Annotated in this window: 19 protein-coding genes and 1 other annotated feature; of the genes, 7 read left to right on the forward strand and 12 right to left on the reverse strand. The window is 44.1% G+C overall.

Annotated elements, in window-relative coordinates; all coding sequences use genetic code 11:
* Positions 1–105: 105 nt before the first annotated feature.
* Positions 106–606, reverse strand: a complete 501-nt coding sequence (locus RAC86_RS11865) for a hypothetical protein (RefSeq protein WP_072566713.1) — start codon at positions 604–606, stop codon at positions 106–108.
* 54 nt (positions 607–660) lie between these two features.
* Positions 661–1,560 carry a dienelactone hydrolase family protein gene (locus tag RAC86_RS11870; protein WP_072566714.1) on the reverse strand — a complete coding sequence of 300 codons (900 nt, stop codon included), beginning with the start codon at positions 1,558–1,560 and terminating at the stop codon, positions 661–663.
* Between the two features lie 217 nt (positions 1,561–1,777).
* Between RAC86_RS11870 and RAC86_RS11875 the strand changes: the two genes are divergently transcribed.
* From RAC86_RS11875 to melA, 5 genes are read left to right on the forward strand one after another with little or no spacing between them, the layout of a single operon-like run.
* Positions 1,778–2,812, forward strand: coding sequence for a LacI family DNA-binding transcriptional regulator (locus tag RAC86_RS11875; protein ID WP_072566715.1), 1,035 nt, complete (start codon positions 1,778–1,780; stop codon positions 2,810–2,812).
* A gap of 33 nt (positions 2,813–2,845) precedes the next feature.
* Complete coding sequence (locus RAC86_RS11880; RefSeq protein WP_072566716.1) at positions 2,846–4,123, forward strand: ABC transporter substrate-binding protein; 1,278 nt, start codon at positions 2,846–2,848, stop codon at positions 4,121–4,123.
* Entirely contained in the window at positions 4,120–5,031 is a 912-nt protein-coding gene (locus tag RAC86_RS11885; RefSeq protein ID WP_072566717.1) for a carbohydrate ABC transporter permease, read from the forward strand. Before RAC86_RS11880 ends, RAC86_RS11885 begins: the two co-directional genes overlap by 4 nt.
* A complete protein-coding gene (locus tag RAC86_RS11890) occupies positions 5,028–5,858 on the forward strand; it encodes a carbohydrate ABC transporter permease (RefSeq protein ID WP_014114845.1) in 831 nt (276 codons plus the stop codon). The genes RAC86_RS11885 and RAC86_RS11890 overlap by 4 nt, the downstream gene beginning before the upstream one ends.
* Positions 5,859–5,877: 19 nt before the next feature.
* Positions 5,878–7,176: an alpha-galactosidase MelA gene (melA, locus tag RAC86_RS11895; protein ID WP_014114846.1), complete on the forward strand. Its 1,299-nt coding sequence runs from the start codon at positions 5,878–5,880 to the stop codon at positions 7,174–7,176.
* Between the two features lie 21 nt (positions 7,177–7,197).
* On the opposite strand, the gene RAC86_RS11900 is transcribed toward melA, so the two are convergent.
* The 3 genes from RAC86_RS11900 to RAC86_RS11910 form a co-directional block, all read right to left on the reverse strand.
* Positions 7,198–7,509 (reverse strand): rhodanese-like domain-containing protein, encoded by a 312-nt coding sequence (locus tag RAC86_RS11900; protein WP_014114849.1) that lies wholly within the window; start codon positions 7,507–7,509, stop codon positions 7,198–7,200.
* A gap of 115 nt (positions 7,510–7,624) precedes the next feature.
* Positions 7,625–10,039 carry a leucine--tRNA ligase gene (leuS, locus tag RAC86_RS11905; protein WP_072566718.1) on the reverse strand — a complete coding sequence of 805 codons (2,415 nt, stop codon included), beginning with the start codon at positions 10,037–10,039 and terminating at the stop codon, positions 7,625–7,627.
* Between the two features lie 109 nt (positions 10,040–10,148).
* Positions 10,149–10,363, reverse strand: a binding site (T-box leader).
* Between the two features lie 103 nt (positions 10,364–10,466).
* On the reverse strand, positions 10,467–10,802 hold the full coding sequence (locus RAC86_RS11910; protein ID WP_003223352.1) for a DUF4257 domain-containing protein: 336 nt from the start codon (positions 10,800–10,802) through the stop codon (positions 10,467–10,469).
* Positions 10,803–11,195: 393 nt separating this feature from the next.
* On the opposite strand from RAC86_RS11910, the gene ytvA reads away from it, so the two are divergent.
* A complete protein-coding gene (ytvA, locus tag RAC86_RS11915) occupies positions 11,196–11,981 on the forward strand; it encodes a YtvA family blue-light photoreceptor (protein ID WP_014114852.1) in 786 nt (261 codons plus the stop codon).
* A 30-nt stretch (positions 11,982–12,011) separates the two neighbouring features.
* On the opposite strand, the gene RAC86_RS11920 is transcribed toward ytvA, so the two are convergent.
* Positions 12,012–13,205: an MDR family MFS transporter gene (locus tag RAC86_RS11920; protein ID WP_014114853.1), complete on the reverse strand. Its 1,194-nt coding sequence runs from the start codon at positions 13,203–13,205 to the stop codon at positions 12,012–12,014.
* 188 nt (positions 13,206–13,393) lie between these two features.
* Between RAC86_RS11920 and RAC86_RS11925 the strand changes: the two genes are divergently transcribed.
* Positions 13,394–14,140: an LMBR1 domain-containing protein gene (locus tag RAC86_RS11925; protein ID WP_072566719.1), complete on the forward strand. Its 747-nt coding sequence runs from the start codon at positions 13,394–13,396 to the stop codon at positions 14,138–14,140.
* A 36-nt stretch (positions 14,141–14,176) separates the two neighbouring features.
* Here the strand turns inward: RAC86_RS11925 and bceB are convergent, their stop codons facing one another.
* The 6 genes from bceB to ytrE all read right to left on the reverse strand — a co-directional run bounded on the left by bceB (position 14,177) and on the right by ytrE (position 20,754).
* Positions 14,177–16,117 (reverse strand): bacitracin ABC transporter permease BceB, encoded by a 1,941-nt coding sequence (gene bceB / locus RAC86_RS11930; protein WP_072566720.1) that lies wholly within the window; start codon positions 16,115–16,117, stop codon positions 14,177–14,179.
* Complete coding sequence (gene bceA / locus RAC86_RS11935; RefSeq protein WP_072566721.1) at positions 16,107–16,868, reverse strand: bacitracin ABC transporter ATP-binding protein BceA; 762 nt, start codon at positions 16,866–16,868, stop codon at positions 16,107–16,109. Before bceA ends, bceB begins: the two co-directional genes overlap by 11 nt.
* Positions 16,869–16,969: 101 nt before the next feature.
* Positions 16,970–17,974, reverse strand: coding sequence for a two-component sensor histidine kinase BceS (locus RAC86_RS11940; protein ID WP_072566722.1), 1,005 nt, complete (start codon positions 17,972–17,974; stop codon positions 16,970–16,972).
* Positions 17,967–18,662, reverse strand: a complete 696-nt coding sequence (bceR, locus tag RAC86_RS11945; RefSeq protein WP_072566723.1) for a two-component response regulator BceR — start codon at positions 18,660–18,662, stop codon at positions 17,967–17,969. Before bceR ends, RAC86_RS11940 begins: the two co-directional genes overlap by 8 nt.
* A 96-nt stretch (positions 18,663–18,758) precedes the next feature.
* Positions 18,759–20,069, reverse strand: a complete 1,311-nt coding sequence (gene ytrF / locus RAC86_RS11950) for an ABC transporter permease YtrF (protein ID WP_072566724.1) — start codon at positions 20,067–20,069, stop codon at positions 18,759–18,761.
* The gene (ytrE, locus tag RAC86_RS11955) at positions 20,059–20,754 is read right to left on the reverse strand and encodes an ABC transporter ATP-binding protein YtrE (protein ID WP_014114860.1); all 696 of its coding nucleotides are present in this window, start codon (positions 20,752–20,754) and stop codon (positions 20,059–20,061) included. The genes ytrF and ytrE overlap by 11 nt, the downstream gene beginning before the upstream one ends.
* Between the last annotated feature and the right edge of the window lie 8 nt (positions 20,755–20,762).

A 20,762-nucleotide genomic window follows, 5' to 3' on the forward strand; every position in this document is an offset into this window, starting at 1 on the left:
AACTATTCACATACGATTATGTAAATATAGTAAATCTTCATTTTGTTTTGGGGCTGGTCCTTGAAACGAGCAAAAAGACCGTTTTACAGTTAAACGGTCCTAGCCTTAGATGTCTATTCCTCTGCGTTTTTTTCGATTTCTATACTTGATGAACAAGCCGATCCCATTTACCATCATCAGCCCAAAAATCGTATTGCCTAACGGTGCCCAGCCATTCTCACCTGTGAAAAATAAGGACAGGGCCACCTTCCCAACAAGTGTCACATTCAATAGGATTAAACCAAATACAAGCGACCGCTTCCAGAAAGCAGCCAAAATAAAACCGAGAAAAACCATCATGAAAGCAATTGTTAAAACAGCCGAGACCGGACTGCTTAAAAGCATTTGCTCGAATTCCAGCACTTTTTTCATTTGCAGATCAATCTTCTTAGGTTCCGGAAACCAGACCATACTGCTCATCATCAATACAAAAGTGATGATGATGCCTTTCCAGCTGCGCTTATACGCAGCATAAATCAATACTAATAAAAAGAGGGGTCGGATATACCAGCTTAATGGATTGAGATGCCGCCGGAAAGCCCAATCCAAAATGTCTTGTAATTCCATTGGTTCCACTTCCTTCGCTCAAATCTGCGCCTTTCTGCCAATTTCCTGTAACCGTCACAGCCACTTTTGCAAAAACCGGACAGCTTCATGCCTCATGACTGCTGTTTCGAAATGCCCTGAAGCGGAACGGACCACCCGATAGCAATCAGAAGCTCCCTGTCCAGCATACGCAGATGTCAATTCTTTTTCGATTTTGTTCACACCCTCAGCCGGCGTTAACCGGTCGTGTACACCAACAAGGCTAAGGTGCGGGCGCGGCGCGATCATGCTTTGGATCTCTGAGGCAGAAAAATGCTTTGCAAGCGACGGGACGTAATAATAAAAGCCGTGCCGGTCAAGATTCTGTGTTTTCATCAGCACGTGATGATCTACCTGGCTGCATAAATCCACACACACCTTAATCCGGTCATCGAGCGCCGCTGTCCACCACGCCATCAACCCTCCCATAGACATGCCGATGGTCCCGATTCTGTCAGGCTGAACATCAGGGCGAGACTGCATATAATCTAACGCTCTTAAACTGTCATAAATCATCATGCCCCACATCACTCTTCCGGTAAGAAGCATTTCTTTAAAAATCTCGCTTTCCGTTTTTCCACGCCGATCTCCAAATCCCCAATGATCTATCGCAAGCACGCTGTACCCAAGAGAAGTCAGCTCACGGGAAAAAGAAGGCGTTTTCAAATAATCCGCTCCTTCCATCAGTTCACTTTTTCCCCTGTCATACTGGCCGCCATGCGAATGTTGAAACAATACGGCTGGACACGGCCCTTCTACAGACTTCGGTTTCACAAAATAAGCGGGCACCTTTTCATGTCCGTTTAGATCGAGCAGGAGCGTTTCAATGATGTTTCCTTCTCTTTCTTCAATACGCAATGTCTCCGTACTGATTTCCCTCCGATCAGGCAAATCTCCAAGCAATCGAAACAGCTGCTTTCTTCTTTCCGTACTCATTCCCTCACCCTTCCTTATTCGCTTACTTCACATTTACGAGACGAATCTGGTTTCCCCTTTATTTTTCCAAAACAAATCGCATCATTTACTAAATATTTAGTAAATATAACGAAATATTCCGAAAACAATTATTGTAACCGCTTACTTTCATATGATAGTATCAATTTATCAAAAACAGAGAAGTTACTATTTTACTAAATAGATGAGAGGGATACTTATGGTTCGGATTAAAGATATCGCCTTGAAAGCAAATGTTTCAAGTGCAACTGTTTCCAGAATTTTAAATGAAGATGAGTCGCTTTCTGTTGCTGGCGAAACGAGACAAAGAGTCATCACTATTGCCGAAGAGCTCGGCTACCAAACGGTTGCTAAACGCCGGAAAGCCCGCGGGCAAAAACAGCGGGCCCAGCCGCTGATCGGCGTACTGAGCTGTCTGTCCCCTGATCAGGAACGGCAGGACCCTTATTTTTCTTCGATTCGCAAAGGCATTGAAAAAGAATGCTTTGAACAGGAAATTTTCATTACAAATTCGATTCATCTCGGTTCCTTTCAGGAGCATATCTTTCGGGAACTGGATGGTGTTATTGTCATCGGCCGTGTTCACGATGAAGCGGTTAAGCACATCAGCGGAAGGCTGGAGCATGCCGTATTTATCAATCATTCTCCTGATCCTCAAGCATACGATTCAATTGGCATCGATTTTGAATCCGCTTCACGCCAGGCGATTGATCACCTTTTCGATCTAGGCTACAAACGGTTAGGCTACATTGGCGGGCAGGAAAAAGAGCATACACTGAAGGACGGCCAAAGCATTCGCAGAACCATTGAAGACAAACGGCTGACCGCCTTTTTGGAGTCCGCCGCCCCCCGGCCTGAGCATGTGCTGATCGGAGAATACAGCATGCGCGAGGGTTATCGCCTGATGAAGAAAGCAATCGCTCAAGGCAATCTGCCGGAAGCATTCTTTATCGCAAGCGATTCCATGGCGATCGGCGCATTAAAAGCGCTCCAGGAAGCCGGACTCCAAGTGCCGCGGGATACGGCGTTCGTCAGCTTTAACGGCATTGAAGAAGCTGAATTTGCCAGCACGCCACTAACGACGGTGAAGGTGTACACAGAGGAAATGGGCCGTACAGGCGTGAAACTGTTGCTTGACCGTCTCAATGGGCGTACGCTTCCTCATCATGTCACCCTGCCCACAACATTAATCGTGAGACAAAGCTGCGGATATACAGCTAAGGAGGTGACATAAGCAAGCATTCATCACGATAATAAGGAGGAAAAGATGAAACACACTTTTGTTTTATTTCTCTCTCTTATTCTGCTTGTTCTGCCCGGATGCTCAGCAGAGAAAAGCTCAGCAGATACCGCAAAAAAGACGTTAACGATTTATTCTACAATGTCAACGGACAGTGAAAGAGATACGTTCAGAAAACTGGCGGCAGCGTTTGAAAAGGAACACAGTGACATTCGAGTCAGCCTTCATTTCCCAGGCAATGACTATGAAAATATGATGCGTGTCAGAATGGCAGCCAATGATTTGCCTGACCTTTTCGATACACATGGCTGGGGAAAAATCAGGTATGGAGAATATACAGCTGATCTCAGGGATATGGAATGGACTCAAGATCTCGATCCCAATCTAAACAGCATCCTCAAAAATAAAAACGGAAAGGTGTATGCCTATCCGATCAATCAGGCAAAAGACGGTCTGGCATATAACCGCAATATTTTAGACCGTTACGGCATTAACCCGCCGGAAACCATGGATGACTTTATGAAAGCGCTAAGAACGATTAAAGAAAAGAGCAAGGGAAGCATTGTGCCCTTCTGGTTTGCCGGCTATGACAAAAGCTCATTCGCCCAATATTACGACCAATTCGCTACACCTCTTCTCATCACAGATCCTGCCCATAATGAAAAAAAACAGCTCACCAACGGCACTTTTCATTGGAGCAAATTCACTTATTTATCAGACATCCTTAAACAAATGCAGAAAGAAAAATTGATCAATATTGACGCCGTAACCGCAAAAAAATCACAGCTCATTGAATTAATGGCCCAAAACAAAATCGCCTTTACGATGCAAGGGGGCACGCTTGGCCAAGACGTTGCCCAGATCAATCCGAAGGTCAAGGTCGGCATTATCCCGACACCTGCCATACATGACGGTGATGATCCGATATGGATCGGCGGTGAACGCTACACACTTGCAGCATGGAAAGACTCCCCTCACGTAAAGAAAGCAAAAGAATTCATCGCATTTATGGCCCGTCCCGCCAATGCCAAACAAATGGCTGAAGCCACGTCGCTTCCTTCAGGACTGACCAATGTGAAAGCTGATATTTTCTACGCAAACGACTATGAGCATTATCAAGAAGTCAAAGTCGAGCCTTACTTCGACCGTTTATACCTGCCAAATGGAATGTGGGATGTCCTAGGCACGGCCGGGCAGGAGCTTGCGGCTGACATTTTGACGCCTCAAGAGATTTCGAAGAAGCTGGGAAGAGAATACAAACGACTCCGGGAGCAATCGGAAACACAGGGAGCTGAAGAACAATGAGTGAGATCGCAAGAGACGTTCATGTGAAACAGGTTAAGCCGAAAAAGCAGTCCTCACTTTGGTGGATGTATATTCCTGCTTTGCTCTCCGTTCTGGTCTTTATGATTTATCCGTTTGTGAAAGGCACATTGATCACCTTTACGAACTGGAACGGCTTTTCACAAGTCTACCAATGGGTGGGATTCGCGCAATATGAAAGGCTGTTTTCTGATCCTGACACCTGGCACATCTTAAAAAACACGCTGCTTTACGGACTCGGCAGCACCTTTTTCCAAAATGCGGTCGGACTCCTGTACGCCCTGCTCTTGAATCAAAGCATCAAAATGAAAGCGACAACAAGAACAATTGTGTATTTGCCGGTCATGATCAGCCCGCTCATTATGGGCTATATTTGGTACTTTTTCTTCTCCTATGACGGAGGCGCGCTCAACGATTTGCTTGGTGTATTCGGCATCAGCCCGATCAATGCGCTCGCCAGTCCATCGCTCAATCCGTGGCTCATTGTCATGATTAACACCTATCAATATGTCGGGATCGCTATGGTTGTCTACTTAGCTGGCCTGCAAAGCATTCCGAAAGACTATTATGAAGCTGCGCAAATGGATGGCGCGAAACAAGGCCAGCAGTTTTTTAGCATTACGCTGCCGCTGTTAATGCCCTCGATCACGATTAATATGGTCATCAACATTATCGGAGGCTTAAAGCTGTTTGATGTCATTATCGCGCTCACCGCAGGCGGTCCCGGAAATGCGTCACAATCCATGTCCACTTTTATGTACGATTTGTATTTCAAACGGCAGGATGCCGGCTATGCCGCAACGCAAGGCATATTTATGGCATTTGTCATTTTGATCATCAGCTTTTGTGCGCTAGCGTACTTTAAAAGAAAGGAGACGGAAATGTCATGAAAGCCGCCCGTTCAAAAAACATGCGGATCATTACGATTCTTGCCGCCATTGTGGCCTGTGCGCATTTTATTCCTTTTTACATCCTTCTGACCACTTCATTAAAAGCAAAAGGAGACTACAGTTCAAAATGGCTGTTTCCAGCCGACATCTCCTTTCACAATTTTTCAGAAGCGTGGGAGCGCGCTTCGTTAGGAAATTCATTTATAAACACCATCATCATCACAGGTTTTTCTGCCTTGTTATTGATTATATTCGGCTCACTTGCCGCCTACCCGCTTGCCCGGCGGGAAACAAAACTGAATAAAGCCGTTTTTGCCTTGCTGATTTCCATTATGATCATCCCTCCGTTAACGTCGATGGTGCCTTTGTATCGAATGGTCGTGGACGCCGGAATGGTCAATACACACGCCATCGCCATTTTGATCAATACAGCGGCTTATATGCCGTTAACCGTATTCTTATATTCTGGCTTCATCCGTTCGACCATTCCAAAAGAGCTTGAAGAAGCCGCAAGAATAGATGGCGCAGGCATGCTGAAAATCTTTTTTACGATCGTGTTTCCCTTGCTGAAGCCGATCACTGCGACCATCTGTATTATTTCCTGTGTCTTCATATGGAACGACTATCAATTTGCGATTTTCTTTTTACAAGATCAAAAGGTTCAGACTTTAACAGTAGCCATGGCAGGGTTTTTCGGAGAAAACGCCAACAATCTGCATTTAGTTGCCGCAGCCGCGCTTATGGCGATGCTGCCGATGGTTATTCTGTTTTTGGCGCTGCAAAAATACTTTATTGCCGGCCTGTCATCCGGAGCGGTAAAGGGATAACATTAAAGGAGGAAGCAATATGAAAAAGATTACATTTATCGGTGCAGGGAGCACCATTTTCGCCAAAAATGTTTTGGGAGACTGCTTGTTAACAGAAGCACTGAATGGATTTGAATTCGCCCTTTACGACATTGATCCAAAACGCTTGCAGGAATCCCAGTTCATGCTCGAAAATCTGAGAGACCGCTATAACCCGAGTGTGGCCATCAACAGCTATGATGACAGAAAACTCGCCTTGCAGAACGCAAGCTATGTCATCAATGCGATTCAGGTTGGAGGGTATAAACCGAGCACAGTCATAGATTTCGAGATTCCGAAACGGTACGGGCTGCGTCAGACGATCGCTGACACAGTCGGCATCGGCGGGATCTTCAGATCACTCAGAACAATCCCGGTCTTATTTGATATCGCAAAAGATATGGAGGAAATGTGCCCGGATGCGTGGTTTTTAAACTACACAAACCCAATGGCCTCACTTACAGGCGCCATGCTCCGCTATACGAATATCAAAACAATCGGGCTCTGCCACAGTGTTCAAGTGTGCACGAAGGATTTATTCAAATCTCTCGGAATGGAGCATGGCGGAATCGAGGAGCGCATCGCGGGCATCAATCATATGGCTTGGCTTTTGGAAGTCAAAAAAGACGGCGTAGATCTATATCCGGAAATCAAAAGGAGGGCAAAAGAAAAACAAAAAACAAAGCATCATGATATGGTGCGGTTTGAATTGATGGATAAGTTCGGCTATTATGTCACGGAATCATCCGAACACAATGCAGAATATCATCCATACTTTATTAAACGGAACTATCCCGAGCTGATCAGCGAGCTGCAAATCCCGCTCGACGAATATCCGAGAAGATGCGTGAAACAGATTCAAAATTGGGAGAAAATGCGGGATGATATCGTTAATAATAAAAACCTTACGCACGAACGCTCAAAGGAATATGGTTCAAGAATTATAGAAGCAATGGAAACGAACGAGCCGTTCACCTTTGGGGGAAACGTCTTGAATACAGGACTGATCACCAATCTTCCTTCAAAAGCGGTTGTGGAAGTGACATGCGTCGCCGACAGAAAAAAAATTACCCCGTGCTTCGCCGGAGAACTGCCTGAGCAGCTAGCAGCCTTAAACCGGACGAATATTAATACGCAGTTGATGACAATTGAAGCCGCTGTTACACGAAAAAAAGAAGCGGTTTACCAAGCGGCAATGCTTGATCCGCATACAAGCGCGGAGCTTTCCATGACTGACATCATCTCCATGTGTGACGATTTATTTGCAGCACACGGCGATTGGCTTCCGGAATACAAATAAAAAAACTAGGGGGCCTCTCCCCTAGTTTTTTGGTTTTGTTTCGCCTTCCCAGGCCATCATGCCGCCTTCAACATTGACTGTTTTAAAGCCCTGCTCATCCAGGTACCTGCAGACATTCATGCTGCGCATTCCTGAGCGGCAGATAAATACGTACTCTTTGTCTTTGTCAAAGGTGTCCATTTTTTCAGGAATATCTCCCATCCGAATATGAACGGCTTGCGGGATCATGCCTTCCGCCACCTCTTCATCTTCTCTGACATCAATTAAATATAGTTCTTCATCCGCCTCAATTTTTTCTTTCAAAACGGCTGTACTGATTTCTTTTATCTCCAAAGAAAACACTCCTATTCACAATGATCATGTTCAGTATATCAAAGTCAGCTGGACGATTGCTATTTACAGACTGATGAAAAAAATCCCCTTTTGGCAAAGGGGATTTTTTCTAGGCTTAGTTTGCCACAATATTGACAAGCTTGCCAGGCACCGCGATGATTTTTCGAATCGTTTTGCCTTCAAGCTGCTCTTTGATCTTTTCATCTGCTTGAGCAAGCTGTTCCAACTGTTCTTTCGTCGCATCGGCAGGAACCTGTAATTTCGCTTTTACTTTTCCGTTCAGCTGAACAACGATTTCAACTTCATCATCCACAAGTTTCGTTTCATCATATTCAGGCCAAGCTTCGTATGCAATCGTGCCGGAATGGCCAAGCTTCTCCCAAAGCTCTTCCGCCAAGTGAGGCGCGACAGGAGAAAGAAGCTTCACGAAGCCTTCCATATATTCTTTCGGCAGCTCTGTTGCTTTATACGCCTCATTAATAAAGACCATCAGCTGGGAAATACCCGTGTTGAAACGAAGGCCTTCGTAATGGTCTGTGACTTTCATGACCGTTTCATGATACACGCGCTCCAATGTTTCACCAGCGCCTTCAACGATTTTGCCATTAAGCTCACCGCTGTCTTCAACAAACAGGCGCCATACGCGGTCAAGGAAGCGGCGCGCGCCGTCTAATCCTGATTCAGACCAGGCGATTGAAGCATCAAGCGGTCCCATGAACATTTCGTACAATCTCAGCGTATCAGCGCCGTGAGAAGCAACGATTTCGTCAGGGTTGACGACGTTCCCTTTAGATTTACTCATTTTTTCGTTGTTTTCGCCGAGAATCATGCCTTGGTTGTACAGCTTTTGGAATGGTTCTTTCGTCGGCACTACGCCGATATCATAAAGGAACTTATGCCAGAAGCGGGCGTACAGAAGGTGAAGCACGGCATGTTCTGCACCGCCGATATACATATCAACCGGAAGCCATTTTTCCAATTTCTCTGGTGATGCCAGCTGATTCGGATTGCGCGGATCAATATAGCGCAAGAAATACCAGCAGCTTCCCGCCCATTGCGGCATTGTATTCGTTTCTCTTCTTCCTTTTTTACCTGTCTCAGGATCTGTGACTTCCACCCAATCTTTAATGTTCGCAAGCGGTGATTCGCCTGTTCCGCTCGGTTTGATTTCATCCGTTTTCGGCAAAATCAGCGGCAGCTCCTCTTCCGGCACAGCCGTTGATGTTCCGTCTTCCCAATGAATGACCGGAATCGGTTCGCCCCAATAACGCTGACGGCTAAAGAGCCAGTCGCGCAGACGGTACGTCACTTTCTTCTCGCCGTTTTTCGTTTCTTCCAGCCAAGCGATCACTTTCTCAATCGCTTCCTGCTTGTTAAGGCCGTTCAGAAAATCTGAGTTCACGTGCTCGCCGTCGCCAGTGTACGCTGCTTCCTCAACATTTCCGCCTTTCACGACTTCCTTCACCGGAAGGCCAAATGTTTTGGCGAATTCAAAATCACGCTCATCGTGGCCAGGAACAGCCATAACAGCACCTGTTCCGTATGAAGCAAGAACGTAATCCGCAATCCAGATCGGCAATTTTTCTCCGTTTACAGGATTGATCGCATAAGCTCCTGTGAAAACGCCTGTCTTTGTTTTCGCAAGATCTGTACGCTCAAGATCACTCTTTGATTGAATTTCTTTGATATATGCTTCAACAGCTTCTTTTTGCTCTGCCGTTGTGATGTTTTCCACCAATGCATGTTCCGGAGCAAGCACAGTGTATGTAGCGCCAAACAGCGTATCTGGTCTTGTCGTAAACACCGTAAAGGATTCAGCATGTCCATCTACAGTAAAATGAACGTGTGCGCCTTCAGAACGGCCGATCCAGTTGCGCTGCATATCTTTAATGCTTTCCGGCCAGTCAAGCTCTTCCAAGTCTTCAAGAAGCCTGTCCGCATATGCTGTAATTTTCAGCATCCACTGCTTCATCGGGCGTCTCTCTACCGGATGGCCGCCGCGTTCGCTCTTGCCGTCAATAACTTCTTCGTTGGCAAGAACCGTACCGAGAGCAGGGCACCAGTTTACAGGCACTTCGTCAACGTAAGCAAGGCCTTTTTCGTAAAGCTTTAAGAAAATCCATTGCGTCCATTTATAGTATTCAGGGTCAGTCGTATTGATTTCACGATCCCAGTCATATGAGAAGCCAAGCGACTGAATTTGGCGGCGGAAATTATCGATATTCTGCTTCGTAAACACAGCAGGATCGTTCCCTGTGTCAAGCGCGTATTGTTCAGCCGGCAGGCCGAATGCGTCCCAGCCCATTGGATGTAGGACATCATAGCCCTGCATGCGCTTCATGCGGGACAGGATATCCGTAGCTGTATATCCTTCAGGATGGCCGACGTGCAATCCCGCTCCTGACGGATAAGGAAACATGTCCAGCGCGTAAAATTTTTCTTTTTCATTATTATCAAGAGTGGCAAATGTTTTGTTTTCGAGCCAATATGTTTGCCATTTCTTTTCTATCTCTTTGTGCTGAAAACTCAAAGTAAAAACCTCCTTCTGATTGAATACGGCGTTTATGGTTCAAGTATTGACGGGAAGGAGAGGATTATATTCAGAATATTCCCAAACTAAAAAAAACTCCCTCATCCCTAAAAGGGACGAGAGACTTTCGTTTTCCCGCGGTACCACCCTCGTTAGCGCGGCATGCGCCGCACTCACTTGATACTTTTAACGCAGTTATGCGTCAGCGGCTTTTCACCGCTGCAACTCTGAGGTGAGTTCGGAAACAAACTTGATTGACTTTCACCAGCCGTCAACTCTCTGCAACAATATCTGCTTCTTACTGCTCCTCTTCATTGTTCTTATCGCAACCGTAATCTTAACTGTATTTTATAGAATTCTGTTCATAAGTGCAAGCAGGTTTGTATACAATGGGAATGTACCCTGAACGGGCGAAGATTGAGGACAATTATTCGGGTGGAGTTTTGGTTTGACGTTTGGACTCGGCCGGTTCGCCTCCGCTGTTCATTTCTCTCACAAAGTCAAAACTTCTGAGAACAGCTTCACCGCCGTAGCCTGAGATAATGGATAAGATGACAAGTTGAATTCCTGAATCGGGGTCAGCGGATAATACAAGTAAAATGGAAGCTGTCATTCCGATAAACCAATCTTCCAAAAATCCAAGGTAGATAAACCGCTTCGTCATTCTGGGCTTCTCCAGCCTGCCTCTCTTTTTCACATGACCGAGAATCCCCATGATTCCTCCAATTACACAAGCAATAAGTACCTGATGCAGCATCTTCATCATCACCTTCCTAAAGCCCTTATTTCGTAAAGCGACTTCAGGCCATCCAGCCCCCTTAAACGATTCCGATGATTTTCGATATCTACATACTGGCAAATCTGAAAAAAGCTTGTTTCTTCCATTATATGTGAACACATGATCGGTAAGCTTGATGCATTGGATTCATTTTTCACCCAGTGACATTGACCTAGTCACTCATTTAGCTACTTCCGTTCATATGTTCAATCTCTGTTCTTATTTTTAGTGTATACGAGGACAAGCCTTGATGACAAACAACAAACTGCGCTTGCTTGAATCAGAACATGTGTTGTGCTACGGTTACTGTAGAATTCATTAAAAAAAGGGGAATACCAGGCTTTCGCACAGTTAGCTGACAGCCTAAGGGGGATTTATATGGCTAGTTTTCAATCATTTGGAGTACAAGGACAGCTGGAAGTCATCAAAAAAGCGCTTGATCACGCGCGAGTCGGTGTGGTAATTACAGATCCTGCACTTGAAGATAATCCTATTGTCTACGTAAACCAAGGCTTTGTTCAAATGACCGGCTATGAAGCCGGAGAGATTTTAGGAAAGAACTGCCGCTTCTTACAGGGGAAACACACAGACCCCGCTGAAGTAGACAACATCAGAATCGCTTTGCAAAATAAAGAACCGGTTACCGTTCAGATCCAAAACTACAAAAAAGACGGAACGATGTTCTGGAATGAATTGAGTATTGATCCGCTGGAGATCGAAGACAAGACCTATTTTGTCGGAATTCAAAAAGACATCACCCAGCAAAAAGAGTATGAAAAACTTCTCGAGGATTCCCTCACAGAAATTACTGCACTTTCAACGCCTATTGTCCCGATTCGCAACGGCATTTCGGCTCTTCCGCTAGTCGGCAACCTGACAGAGGAGCGATTTAATTCCATCGTCAGCACATTGACGAATATCTTATCAACATCCAAAGATGATTATTTGATCATTGATTTATCAGGATTAGCCCAAGTAAATGAACAAACCGCCGACCAGATTTTCAAGCTGAGCCATTTGCTGAAATTGACCGGAACCGAATTAATCATTACTGGCATTAAGCCAGAATTGGCTATGAAAATGAATAAACTGGACGCCAATTTTTCATCGCTGAAAACATATTCAAATGTAAAGGATGCCGTTAACGTGCTTCCGATTATGTAAAAAGATCCCGCTCATCCGGCGGGATCTTTATTATGAAGAGATTGATGCTTGCTTATTTGTTTCTTTAGCCGGTTTTATCCGTTTGTCATATAAAAGCGTCGTGGCAATACTGATCAACAGCAAAACCAAAAGAGATAAGACAAGAGCCTGAATGCCGAAATGATCGACAAGCAAACCGCCGAACAACGGACCAATCATTCTGCCGCCTGTCGCCGCGCTGTTGACAAAGCCTTGGTAAAATCCTTCCTTCCCTTTAGGGGCAAGCTGGTTGGCAATCGTCGGCACCGCAGGCCAGACAAGCATTTCCCCTATGGTCAGGATCACCATAGCAGCCAGAAACATCGGGAAATGCTTTGCCGTCAGCAGCATGCTGAAGGATACAATGAAAATGATAAATCCGATGACCATTTGCGCTTTCAGCGACTCCGCCCATTTTTTCACTACAAAGCTGACAAGCGGCTGGCCAAGCACAATTAAAATCCCGTTAACCGTCCACAGCACGCTATATAAGGAAAGAGATATTCCAATGCTTTGTGTGTACGAAGCAATTGTGGTAGACCACTGAGAATAAGCCAGCCATCCAAGTACATAGCCACTGCTTAATATGATGAGCGCAGCAAATTTTGCTTTGCCGTTTACGGCATCATAATCAAGCACCGATGTTTGAGACGCATCCTTCGTCTGAATATTTCGAAATCCGAAATATACGATAAAGAAAAAGGCCAGATACAATGCAGCATTCGCCAAAAATACGTATGAAAATGAGAAAGACGCCACTACACCGCCAAGCGCTGACCCAACGGCCACACCCGCGTTTTGCGCAACATATATCGCATTAAATGCCTTCCTTCCCCCTTCAGGCCACACCGATCCAGCCATTGCGTAGCTGGCCGGAAAAACAACACCGGAACCAAAGCCCACAATCGTCAGCAGCACAATATAGGCCGGCCACTCATGAAAAAAGACAAGGCCCATCAGGCTTGCTAACGTAATCGCAATCCCAAGCATAATCGATTTAAAGCCGCCGATTTTATCAAACAAAAAACCGCCGCATAAATTTCCTGCCACACTGGCGCCGGAATTCAGCATCAGCACAAGTCCGGCTACTGTTAATGACTTTCCTAAATGATTATGGATATAAATCGTATTCAGCGGCCATAAAAAAGAAGCACCCGTCACATTAATAAACATTCCAATGATTAAAATTTTAAGAGCACGCGGCACACTAATCCCCCTTTCTTACCTAAAAAAGCTCATGAAAAAAACGAAACCTAAAACGGCTTCGTACGAATCGAGTTATCATAGCACATTCATTCTATCTGTCTATCTCACATTTTTCAACTGATGAGCGTGAAAAAATCTAACAAATATTGATCAGAAAATGTAAAATAAATAGAAAAAGGGGGCATTTTATGGAAATGACATTAGTATTTTTAGGTTTTCTTGCATGTCTCATTTCGCTTGGCTATGGATTGTATCACCTCGTCAGATATGTGCTGAAAAAGGAAAAACATTTCTCTAAGAAACTCTTTTGGCCGCTTTTGATAGGAGGCCTGGTGCTGCTCTTCACCGGAGCAGGATTGGCAGAACCTGATGCTGCTGCAGCAAATGCTGAGAAAAAATATTCAGCGCTAAACGCCGAATATAAAAGTCTCACAAAAGAGCATGAAGCACTTGAGAAAGAATATAAATCTGTCAGCTCAGAAGCAAAGAAATTGAAAGACAACACAGAAAATCAGGACAAGCTTGAGCAGATTGAAAAAGAGAATAGCGAACTAAAAAAGACTCAGAAATCATTAAAAGCTGAGATTAAAGAGCTTCAAGAAAATCAAAAACAGCTCAAAGAAGATACAAAAACGGTTAAGGCTGAAAATGAAACACTCCAACAAGATAACACAAAGCTTGAAAAGCAATTGAAAGAGGCAAAAAGCCAAACTGCCAGTTCTCATGAAGACACTGGAAATTCTTCAAGCCATACCTATAAAAATGATGAAGCCAAAACAGCTGACACAGCAGAAGGCTGTAATATTAAAGGAAGCAAAAACGGCATCTACCACACGCCGGGCAGTACATACTATGACCGGACAACCGACCCGGCTGAAATGTTTTGTTCAGTTGAAGAAGCTGAAGCCGCCGGTTACCGGGCGCCAAAACGATAAACAAAAAGCTCCAGAATCTCTGGAGCTTTTGCTGTTTCACAACGACGATTTAATAACCTTCTTATAATAAAGAACTGACAGAAAACCAAAAATCGAGTAGAGCGCAGTATATAACACCATCACCACTATCATCGGCGTCCAGACCTCAGATCCGAATAAGAACCAGCCGGATTGGACGGCAAAGTAGCTGTGGAAGAGACCGACAACCAGTGGAATGCCGAAGTTGTACATTTGTTTGATTCGTATCCCCTTTATCAGGTCGCCCTGCGTAAAACCGAGTTTTCTCAAAATCGTATAATTCGGTTTTTCATCTTCACTTTCACCCATTTGTTTAAAGTAAAGGATACACCCCGAGGTGATGAGAAATGTTAATCCTAAGAAACCAACGATGAACATGACCATACCAAAAAGAGATTTTTGCGCAATACTTGTATCCAGCCTTGATAAATGCAGATCTTTCTTGTTCACCTTTTGAAAAAGCTCATTTGCTTTTTCAAGCTGATCTCCATGTTTCATATTAATGCCGATAAATTCAGATTGCGGAAGCTGAATACCGGGGTCTTTATCTTTGTTCAGCCGTTTATACAGGCTGTCATCCACTATGACAGCGGGCATTCCCCCGCTTGTAAACGTGTAGGATACAAGAAACTCATCTCTTAATCCTTTATAGTGTAATGGTTGCGTTTCATGCTTGCTGTTTACTTTAATGCTGCCCGAGTCTTTTAAAACCATTATTTTTTGCAGCAAGTCAGTATATCCTGAGAAAACCGCTTCCCCAACCGCCACATCGACTCCGTTTACATCTTTGTCGCTAACAACAGCAAGCTGTAATTTGCTAGGATCCCCCTGCATCTCTTTCGGGGTTCCATCCATGATATTTGTGACATCAAAAGACGCTTGCAGGACAGGGGTTTCCTTTTTCACATATGAAATGTTGCTTTCACTCAAACTGCTTTCAAATCGTTTGGCATCTTTCTCATTCATGAATGAAAAATCCGCCGCTACATTTTGTTCAGCAGTTTTTTCTGCCGAGTAATACGAAATATAAGCGAGCGATAACAGCCCGATGGCGAGCGCTGAAACGGTTGTAATAATCGTCAGCAGCAACGCGTTCGATTTCATTCTGAACATGATTGATGACAGTGACAGGACCTCAGAAATATTTAAGTAGCCGCCCTTGCTTTTTCGAATGATGTTCGAGATAAACGTAACCGATCCTTTATAAAACAAAAACGTCCCGATAATGACGCTCCCCAGGATGAAGCTCATCGCACCAAACAGTTCATTAATGGTCTTAAATTTTCCGCCAAACAGCTCAGAAGACACATAGTATCCTGTCAAAATCAGCACGATGCCTAAAGCGCCGATCAGCATCTGGAAAAATGATATTTTCTTCACTTTATCTTCAGTGGAAGACGCCACTTTAAATAAAGATAATATACTTTGTTTTTTGATAAACGTATAATTCATGACCATAATCAAAAGGTAAATGCCGCAGAATACAATGATCGTTTGGATCAAGGCTTGCCCGGAAAAATGCAGTTTCGCATCAGCTTCGACATCCACAATTTTGAACAGAATCATCAATACCAGCTTCGATATCGAAAACCCAGCCACTACCCCGATCGCTAGGGAACCGAAATACAGCATGATATTTTCTGCACTTAAGATACGAAAGATTTTATGCTTCGTCATTCCGATTAATTGAAACAGCCCGATTTCTTTACTCCGTCTTTTAATAAAAATCGTATTGGCATATAAAATGAAGATTGCCACTACAGCCACAAGCAAAATCGAAGCGGTTTTAATAGCCGCGGCTCCCTTGATTGAAGCCTTCACTTCGTTAATCGCGGGATCATATTGGAGCGTGACAAAGGCGAAATAAAGTGCCACGCTAAAGATGAGCGCAAACACATACAGATAGTAATTCCGAAGATTCTTTTTCAAATTTCGCAGGATGAGCTGATTAATGTTCATGCTGCACCCCGCCTAACACGCCTTGCGTTTTCATAATATCCTGGAAAAACGTCTGCCTGTCCTGGCCCCCTTTATTCAGCTGCGTATACATTAGCCCGTCCTTAATAAAAATGACTCTGCCGCAGTAGCTTGCGGCGACGGGATCATGGGTGACCATAATGATCGTGGCGTTGCGTTTCTGATTGAGCTGGCTCAGCTTGTTTAATAAATCGGAGGCCGATTTCGAATCGAGCGCGCCGGTCGGTTCATCAGCGAAAATAATGCTCGGGTCATGAATAAACGCTCTCCCGGCCGATGTTCTCTGCTTCTGGCCGCCGGAAATTTCATTTGGGTACTTATCGCGCAATTCATAAATTCCCAATTCCTTTGCAACTTCCTCAAACTTGCGATTGGCTTCCTTTTTTGATAGTTTCGTGATCGATAATGGCAGAAGGATATTTTCTTTCACTGTCAATGTGTCTAACAAATTGTAATCTTGAAAGATAAAGCCTAAATGCTGTTTTCTGAATTCAGCCAGCTGCTTTTCCTTCATAGAAGTCATTTCATTTCCGTTAATGTTGATCGTTCCGTGACTGACCTGATCAATCGAAGACAGCACGTTAAGCAATGTGGTTTTCCCGGACCCTGATGCCCCCATAATACTGACAAATTCGCCTTTTTGGATATGGATATCAATACCTTTGAGCACTTCTTGTTTATTCAGCTTGTTTCCATAGCTTTTTCGAATTTTATTTGCTTGTAAAATCATCATTTCTATAATCTCCTTTATATTGGATAATCTCATTATAAAAAGGAATGCCGGGCATTTCCTTCGATACTGCGAACAAAAAAGAAAAGCATGTGACATTTTTGTCACATGCTTATGACACGTTCAAATTGATTCCGTTTCGGAAAGGTTAATGTAAAAACGGTCCCCACACCGAACTCCGAATCAACATCTATATGGATCAATAACGGCGCCGCGGCTTTTTTCGCCAAGTACAGCCCCATGCCTGTGGACGCTTGATCATGGTGGTCCGTTGTAGATGTAAATCCTTTATCAAAAATACGCGGCACATCTTTTTGATCAATGCCCCTGCCACAGTCTTTCACTTGGAGCTGCGTCCGTTCCCCTTTTTGAGTGCTTTTGATTTCTATCTCAGAGGCTTCGCTGTATTTCACCGCGTTTGTCAGCAGCTGTCTGATGATAAACGCCAGCCATTTTGCATCGCTCAGCACTTCTTCAGCCTCCAGCTGAATATCAAAGCCGATCCCTTTTTGGATACACCACGATTGTAAATCTTTGATTTCCTTGAAGATCAAAGGCTGAAGCTGAATGAATTCCACAGACAGATCGTTTTCAATAAATGATATGCGTTTTTGATGAAGCTGCTGATCTAAAAGCAGGTGAATACGCAGCCATTCATATGATAGCTGGGATTTCAAAGCTTGGCCTTCCATTCTATCAATGATTAAATGCATCGCTGTCAATGGGGTTTTGACCTCATGGATCCATGCCATCAGCTCATCTTTTTCATTTTCCAATGCCAAGCGATGCCGGGCAGCGGTTTGCTTCAAGTGTTCCGTTTGTCCGGTAATGCTTCTTTCAACCATCGATTCAAACGGCGTTTCCGGTTCATTTATCGATGTCACATCAAGATGATTCTCCCATGTTTGCAGGCTTTTATAAAACGCCGTTTCTTTCCGATAGCGGAACCAAAGGAATATGATAAAAAACAAGCCACACAAATACACCATATAAAGAACATTTTCAAATGAAATGGAAGGATCAACAAAAGCAATGACTAACATCAAAGCCTGCTGAAACAAAAACACGGCAATCCAGCTTCGCCTTTCAGTGAGGAATGCTTTAATCATAGAAATGATCCTCTTCCTTCGCCATGTAGCCTTGGCCGACCTTTGTCTCGATATACGTGCCAAGCTGCAGGGCATCCAGTTTTTTCCGCAGGCGGTTGACATTGACGGTCAGCGTATTATCACTCACAAAACGCTCATCGTTCCACAAGCTTCTGATCAGCTCTTCTCGGCTGACGATCTTGTTTTTTTGTTCTATTAGCTGTTTTAAAATGAACATTTCATTTTTAGTCAGTTCAACAGAGCCTTTGTCATTGCTGACGAGGTTCTGCTCTGCGTCTATGGCAGCACCGCACCATGTTTTGATCGTGCTCGACTCCGTATTATAATGATGCACGCGCCGGAAAATCGCTTGGATTTTCGCAATCAGCACATCAAAGTGAAATGGCTTTTGAATAAAGTCATCTGCTCCGAGCTGCATAGACATCACCATATCAGCAGGATGATCACGGGAAGACAAAAAGAGAATCGGAACATTTGACCGGGAGCGGATCAGCCGGCACCAATGAAATCCATCGAATTTAGGCAGCTGGACATCAATAATGACACAATCAGGCTTAACTGCCGCAAATTCCTGCAGCACTTGACTGAAATCCTGAATGCCGTATACATCATAAGACCATCCCGTTAAACGATCCTTGATTTCATGAAACAGCGATTCATCATCTTCAATTAGCAAAAGTTTAAACAATCGACTCACCGCACTTTTTCCTTTTTTATCAAGTGTATAGCAAAACACCTTCATACGCTATAGAGAAAGCCGGCTGTCTCAGCCGGCTCGTACGCATTATAATTCTCTTCTCAACGCAGTCAGCACGTTGGTTTTAGTCGCTTTTCTTGCCGGGTTCATACCGGAAATCACCGCAACCCCTCCGCAAATCACAACGGCAATGATCACAAGGCTGCCCGGGATATACGAGAATGTGTAATTCAAATCGCCCGCTTCGCCTCCGCTTGTCGCCGCGAGAATCATTGGAACGGCCAGGTTGACAAGGTAGCTCACGCCGTAAGAAATGATAATCCCAATCACACAGCCTAAAATCCCGATATACGCGCTTTCCATCAAGAACATTCGGCGAATAATAGACGGACTCGCTCCAATCGCTTTCATAATGCCAATCTCCTGCGTTCTTTCTGTAACTGCCATCGTCATCGTGTTAAAAATGCCGATTGCTGAGATGATAACAGCAATACATCCGACAAAGATCAGGCCGATTTTGAAGACCATGAAGAAGGTGTTGACTCCTTCAAGCTCGGTCGTAACTGATGTGACATAGTATCCATCATCTGTCAGATCATTTGTCAGCTGTTCCACGTTCTCAAATTTATCAGCAAAAACGCTAATGTTATTTTCAACATTTCCGCCTTTAAAATCTAAGAATTCCGAAAAATCCTTCTTGAATTGATCACTGATGAAAATGTTTGAGTCCTCCATCCAATCTTGAGATGGCTTTTTTGCAATACCGACAATTTTAAAGTCATATGTTTTTGTTTTTTCAACATCCCCTGTTTTAGGATCTGTTTTTGATACACTTAATTCAATCGTTTTGTTCAGAATATCTTTCGTATAGCCTTCTGGTTCTTTTATATCTTCCGGGTTTCCTTTTGCTTCCTCGATTTTTTTGTTATACTCTTCCGATTCTTTTTTCGTCAATAATCTCTTTGCAAAGTCGTATCCTACTACGATTTCATTTTCCGACTTTGCGACTCTTCCTTTTTCCAACTCCATATTGGCCTTTAGTTCATCATTCATATTGGTAAAGATTAAATTAGAGCTTTCATTTGTACGATTGCCTAAAGTTGCTTTGTTTGGTTCATACACTTGCGTTCTTTCTACAACTGACCTTACATGATCGTACTTCTCTAAATCAGCTGTTTTAATGGGCTTATCGCCTTCCTTGCCCATTACACTGACTTTAGTCACAACCTGCTGGCTCATTGTGATATCCGTAATCGTCTTTTGAATGCCGAATCCAACCGATGACAGCACCACTAAAAACGCACACGCCATTGTTGTCGCAAGAATTGTCATAAAGACACGCAGCCTGTTTTTCTTCATATTTCTTCTGATAAAATGAACCTGATCCTTAAACCTCAACGGTAATTCCCCCTTTTAACACACCGTCATGAAGCTGAAATTTTGAATGTCCGATGGAAGCCACTTCATCATCGTGAGTAATAATCACAAATGTAATGCCCCGCTCACGGTTTAGCTGTTGAATCAAATTCAGCACTTCCTGTTCCGTTTCTGAATCAAGGCTTCCCGTCGGCTCATCCGCTAAAATAATGGATGGGTTTAAAATCAATGCTCGCGCAATACTGACACGCTGCTGCTGGCCGCCCGACAGTTCATTCGGATAATGAGCGGCATGGTTTTCAAGACCGACGCGTTTCAGCATGTCCTGCACCTTTTGCTTGCGCTCAGATGGTTTAATCCCTTTTAACGCCAGCGGCATTTCAACATTTTCATACGTCGTTAACCCCGGGATAAGCTGAAAGCTTTGAAAAATAAACCCGAAATGGTCAAGCCGAAATTGCGCCCATTCCTTTTCATTAAATCCCGTAACATCAGTGCCATTAATGACAATCCGTCCTTTTGACGGCGATATGTAACCGGAAATTAAATTCAGAAGCGTGGATTTTCCTGAGCCGCTTCGCCCGACAATACAGGCGATTTCACCTTTCGCCACGCTTAAGGAAACACCCTTCAATACTGGAACTTCATTCTCACGGCCCTTTTTTCCTATCGTGAAAGAATGGTCGATATGCTGAACATCAATCATATATTCTC

It is taken from the genome of Bacillus sp. LR_5 (assembly GCF_042709275.1).

Excerpts from the sequence above, each read along its gene's own strand:
- RAC86_RS11875 (WP_072566715.1), top strand. The coding sequence starts at position 1,778 with ATGGTTCGGATTAAAGATATCGCCTTGAAAGCAAATGTTTCAAGTGCA.
- bceA (WP_072566721.1), bottom strand. The coding sequence starts at position 16,868 with ATGATGATTTTACAAGCAAATAAAATTCGAAAAAGCTATGGAAACAAG.
- RAC86_RS11940 (WP_072566722.1), bottom strand. The coding sequence starts at position 17,974 with ATGATTAAAGCATTCCTCACTGAAAGGCGAAGCTGGATTGCCGTGTTT.
- RAC86_RS11865 (WP_072566713.1), bottom strand. The coding sequence starts at position 606 with ATGGAATTACAAGACATTTTGGATTGGGCTTTCCGGCGGCATCTCAAT.
- RAC86_RS11885 (WP_072566717.1), top strand. The coding sequence starts at position 4,120 with ATGAGTGAGATCGCAAGAGACGTTCATGTGAAACAGGTTAAGCCGAAA.
- RAC86_RS11880 (WP_072566716.1), top strand. The coding sequence starts at position 2,846 with ATGAAACACACTTTTGTTTTATTTCTCTCTCTTATTCTGCTTGTTCTG.
- RAC86_RS11910 (WP_003223352.1), bottom strand. The coding sequence starts at position 10,802 with ATGAAGATGCTGCATCAGGTACTTATTGCTTGTGTAATTGGAGGAATC.
- ytrE (WP_014114860.1), bottom strand. The coding sequence starts at position 20,754 with ATGATTGATGTTCAGCATATCGACCATTCTTTCACGATAGGAAAAAAG.
- RAC86_RS11870 (WP_072566714.1), bottom strand. The coding sequence starts at position 1,560 with ATGAGTACGGAAAGAAGAAAGCAGCTGTTTCGATTGCTTGGAGATTTG.
- ytvA (WP_014114852.1), top strand. The coding sequence starts at position 11,196 with ATGGCTAGTTTTCAATCATTTGGAGTACAAGGACAGCTGGAAGTCATC.
- RAC86_RS11925 (WP_072566719.1), top strand. The coding sequence starts at position 13,394 with ATGGAAATGACATTAGTATTTTTAGGTTTTCTTGCATGTCTCATTTCG.
- melA (WP_014114846.1), top strand. The coding sequence starts at position 5,878 with ATGAAAAAGATTACATTTATCGGTGCAGGGAGCACCATTTTCGCCAAA.
- RAC86_RS11890 (WP_014114845.1), top strand. The coding sequence starts at position 5,028 with ATGAAAGCCGCCCGTTCAAAAAACATGCGGATCATTACGATTCTTGCC.
- bceB (WP_072566720.1), bottom strand. The coding sequence starts at position 16,117 with ATGAACATTAATCAGCTCATCCTGCGAAATTTGAAAAAGAATCTTCGG.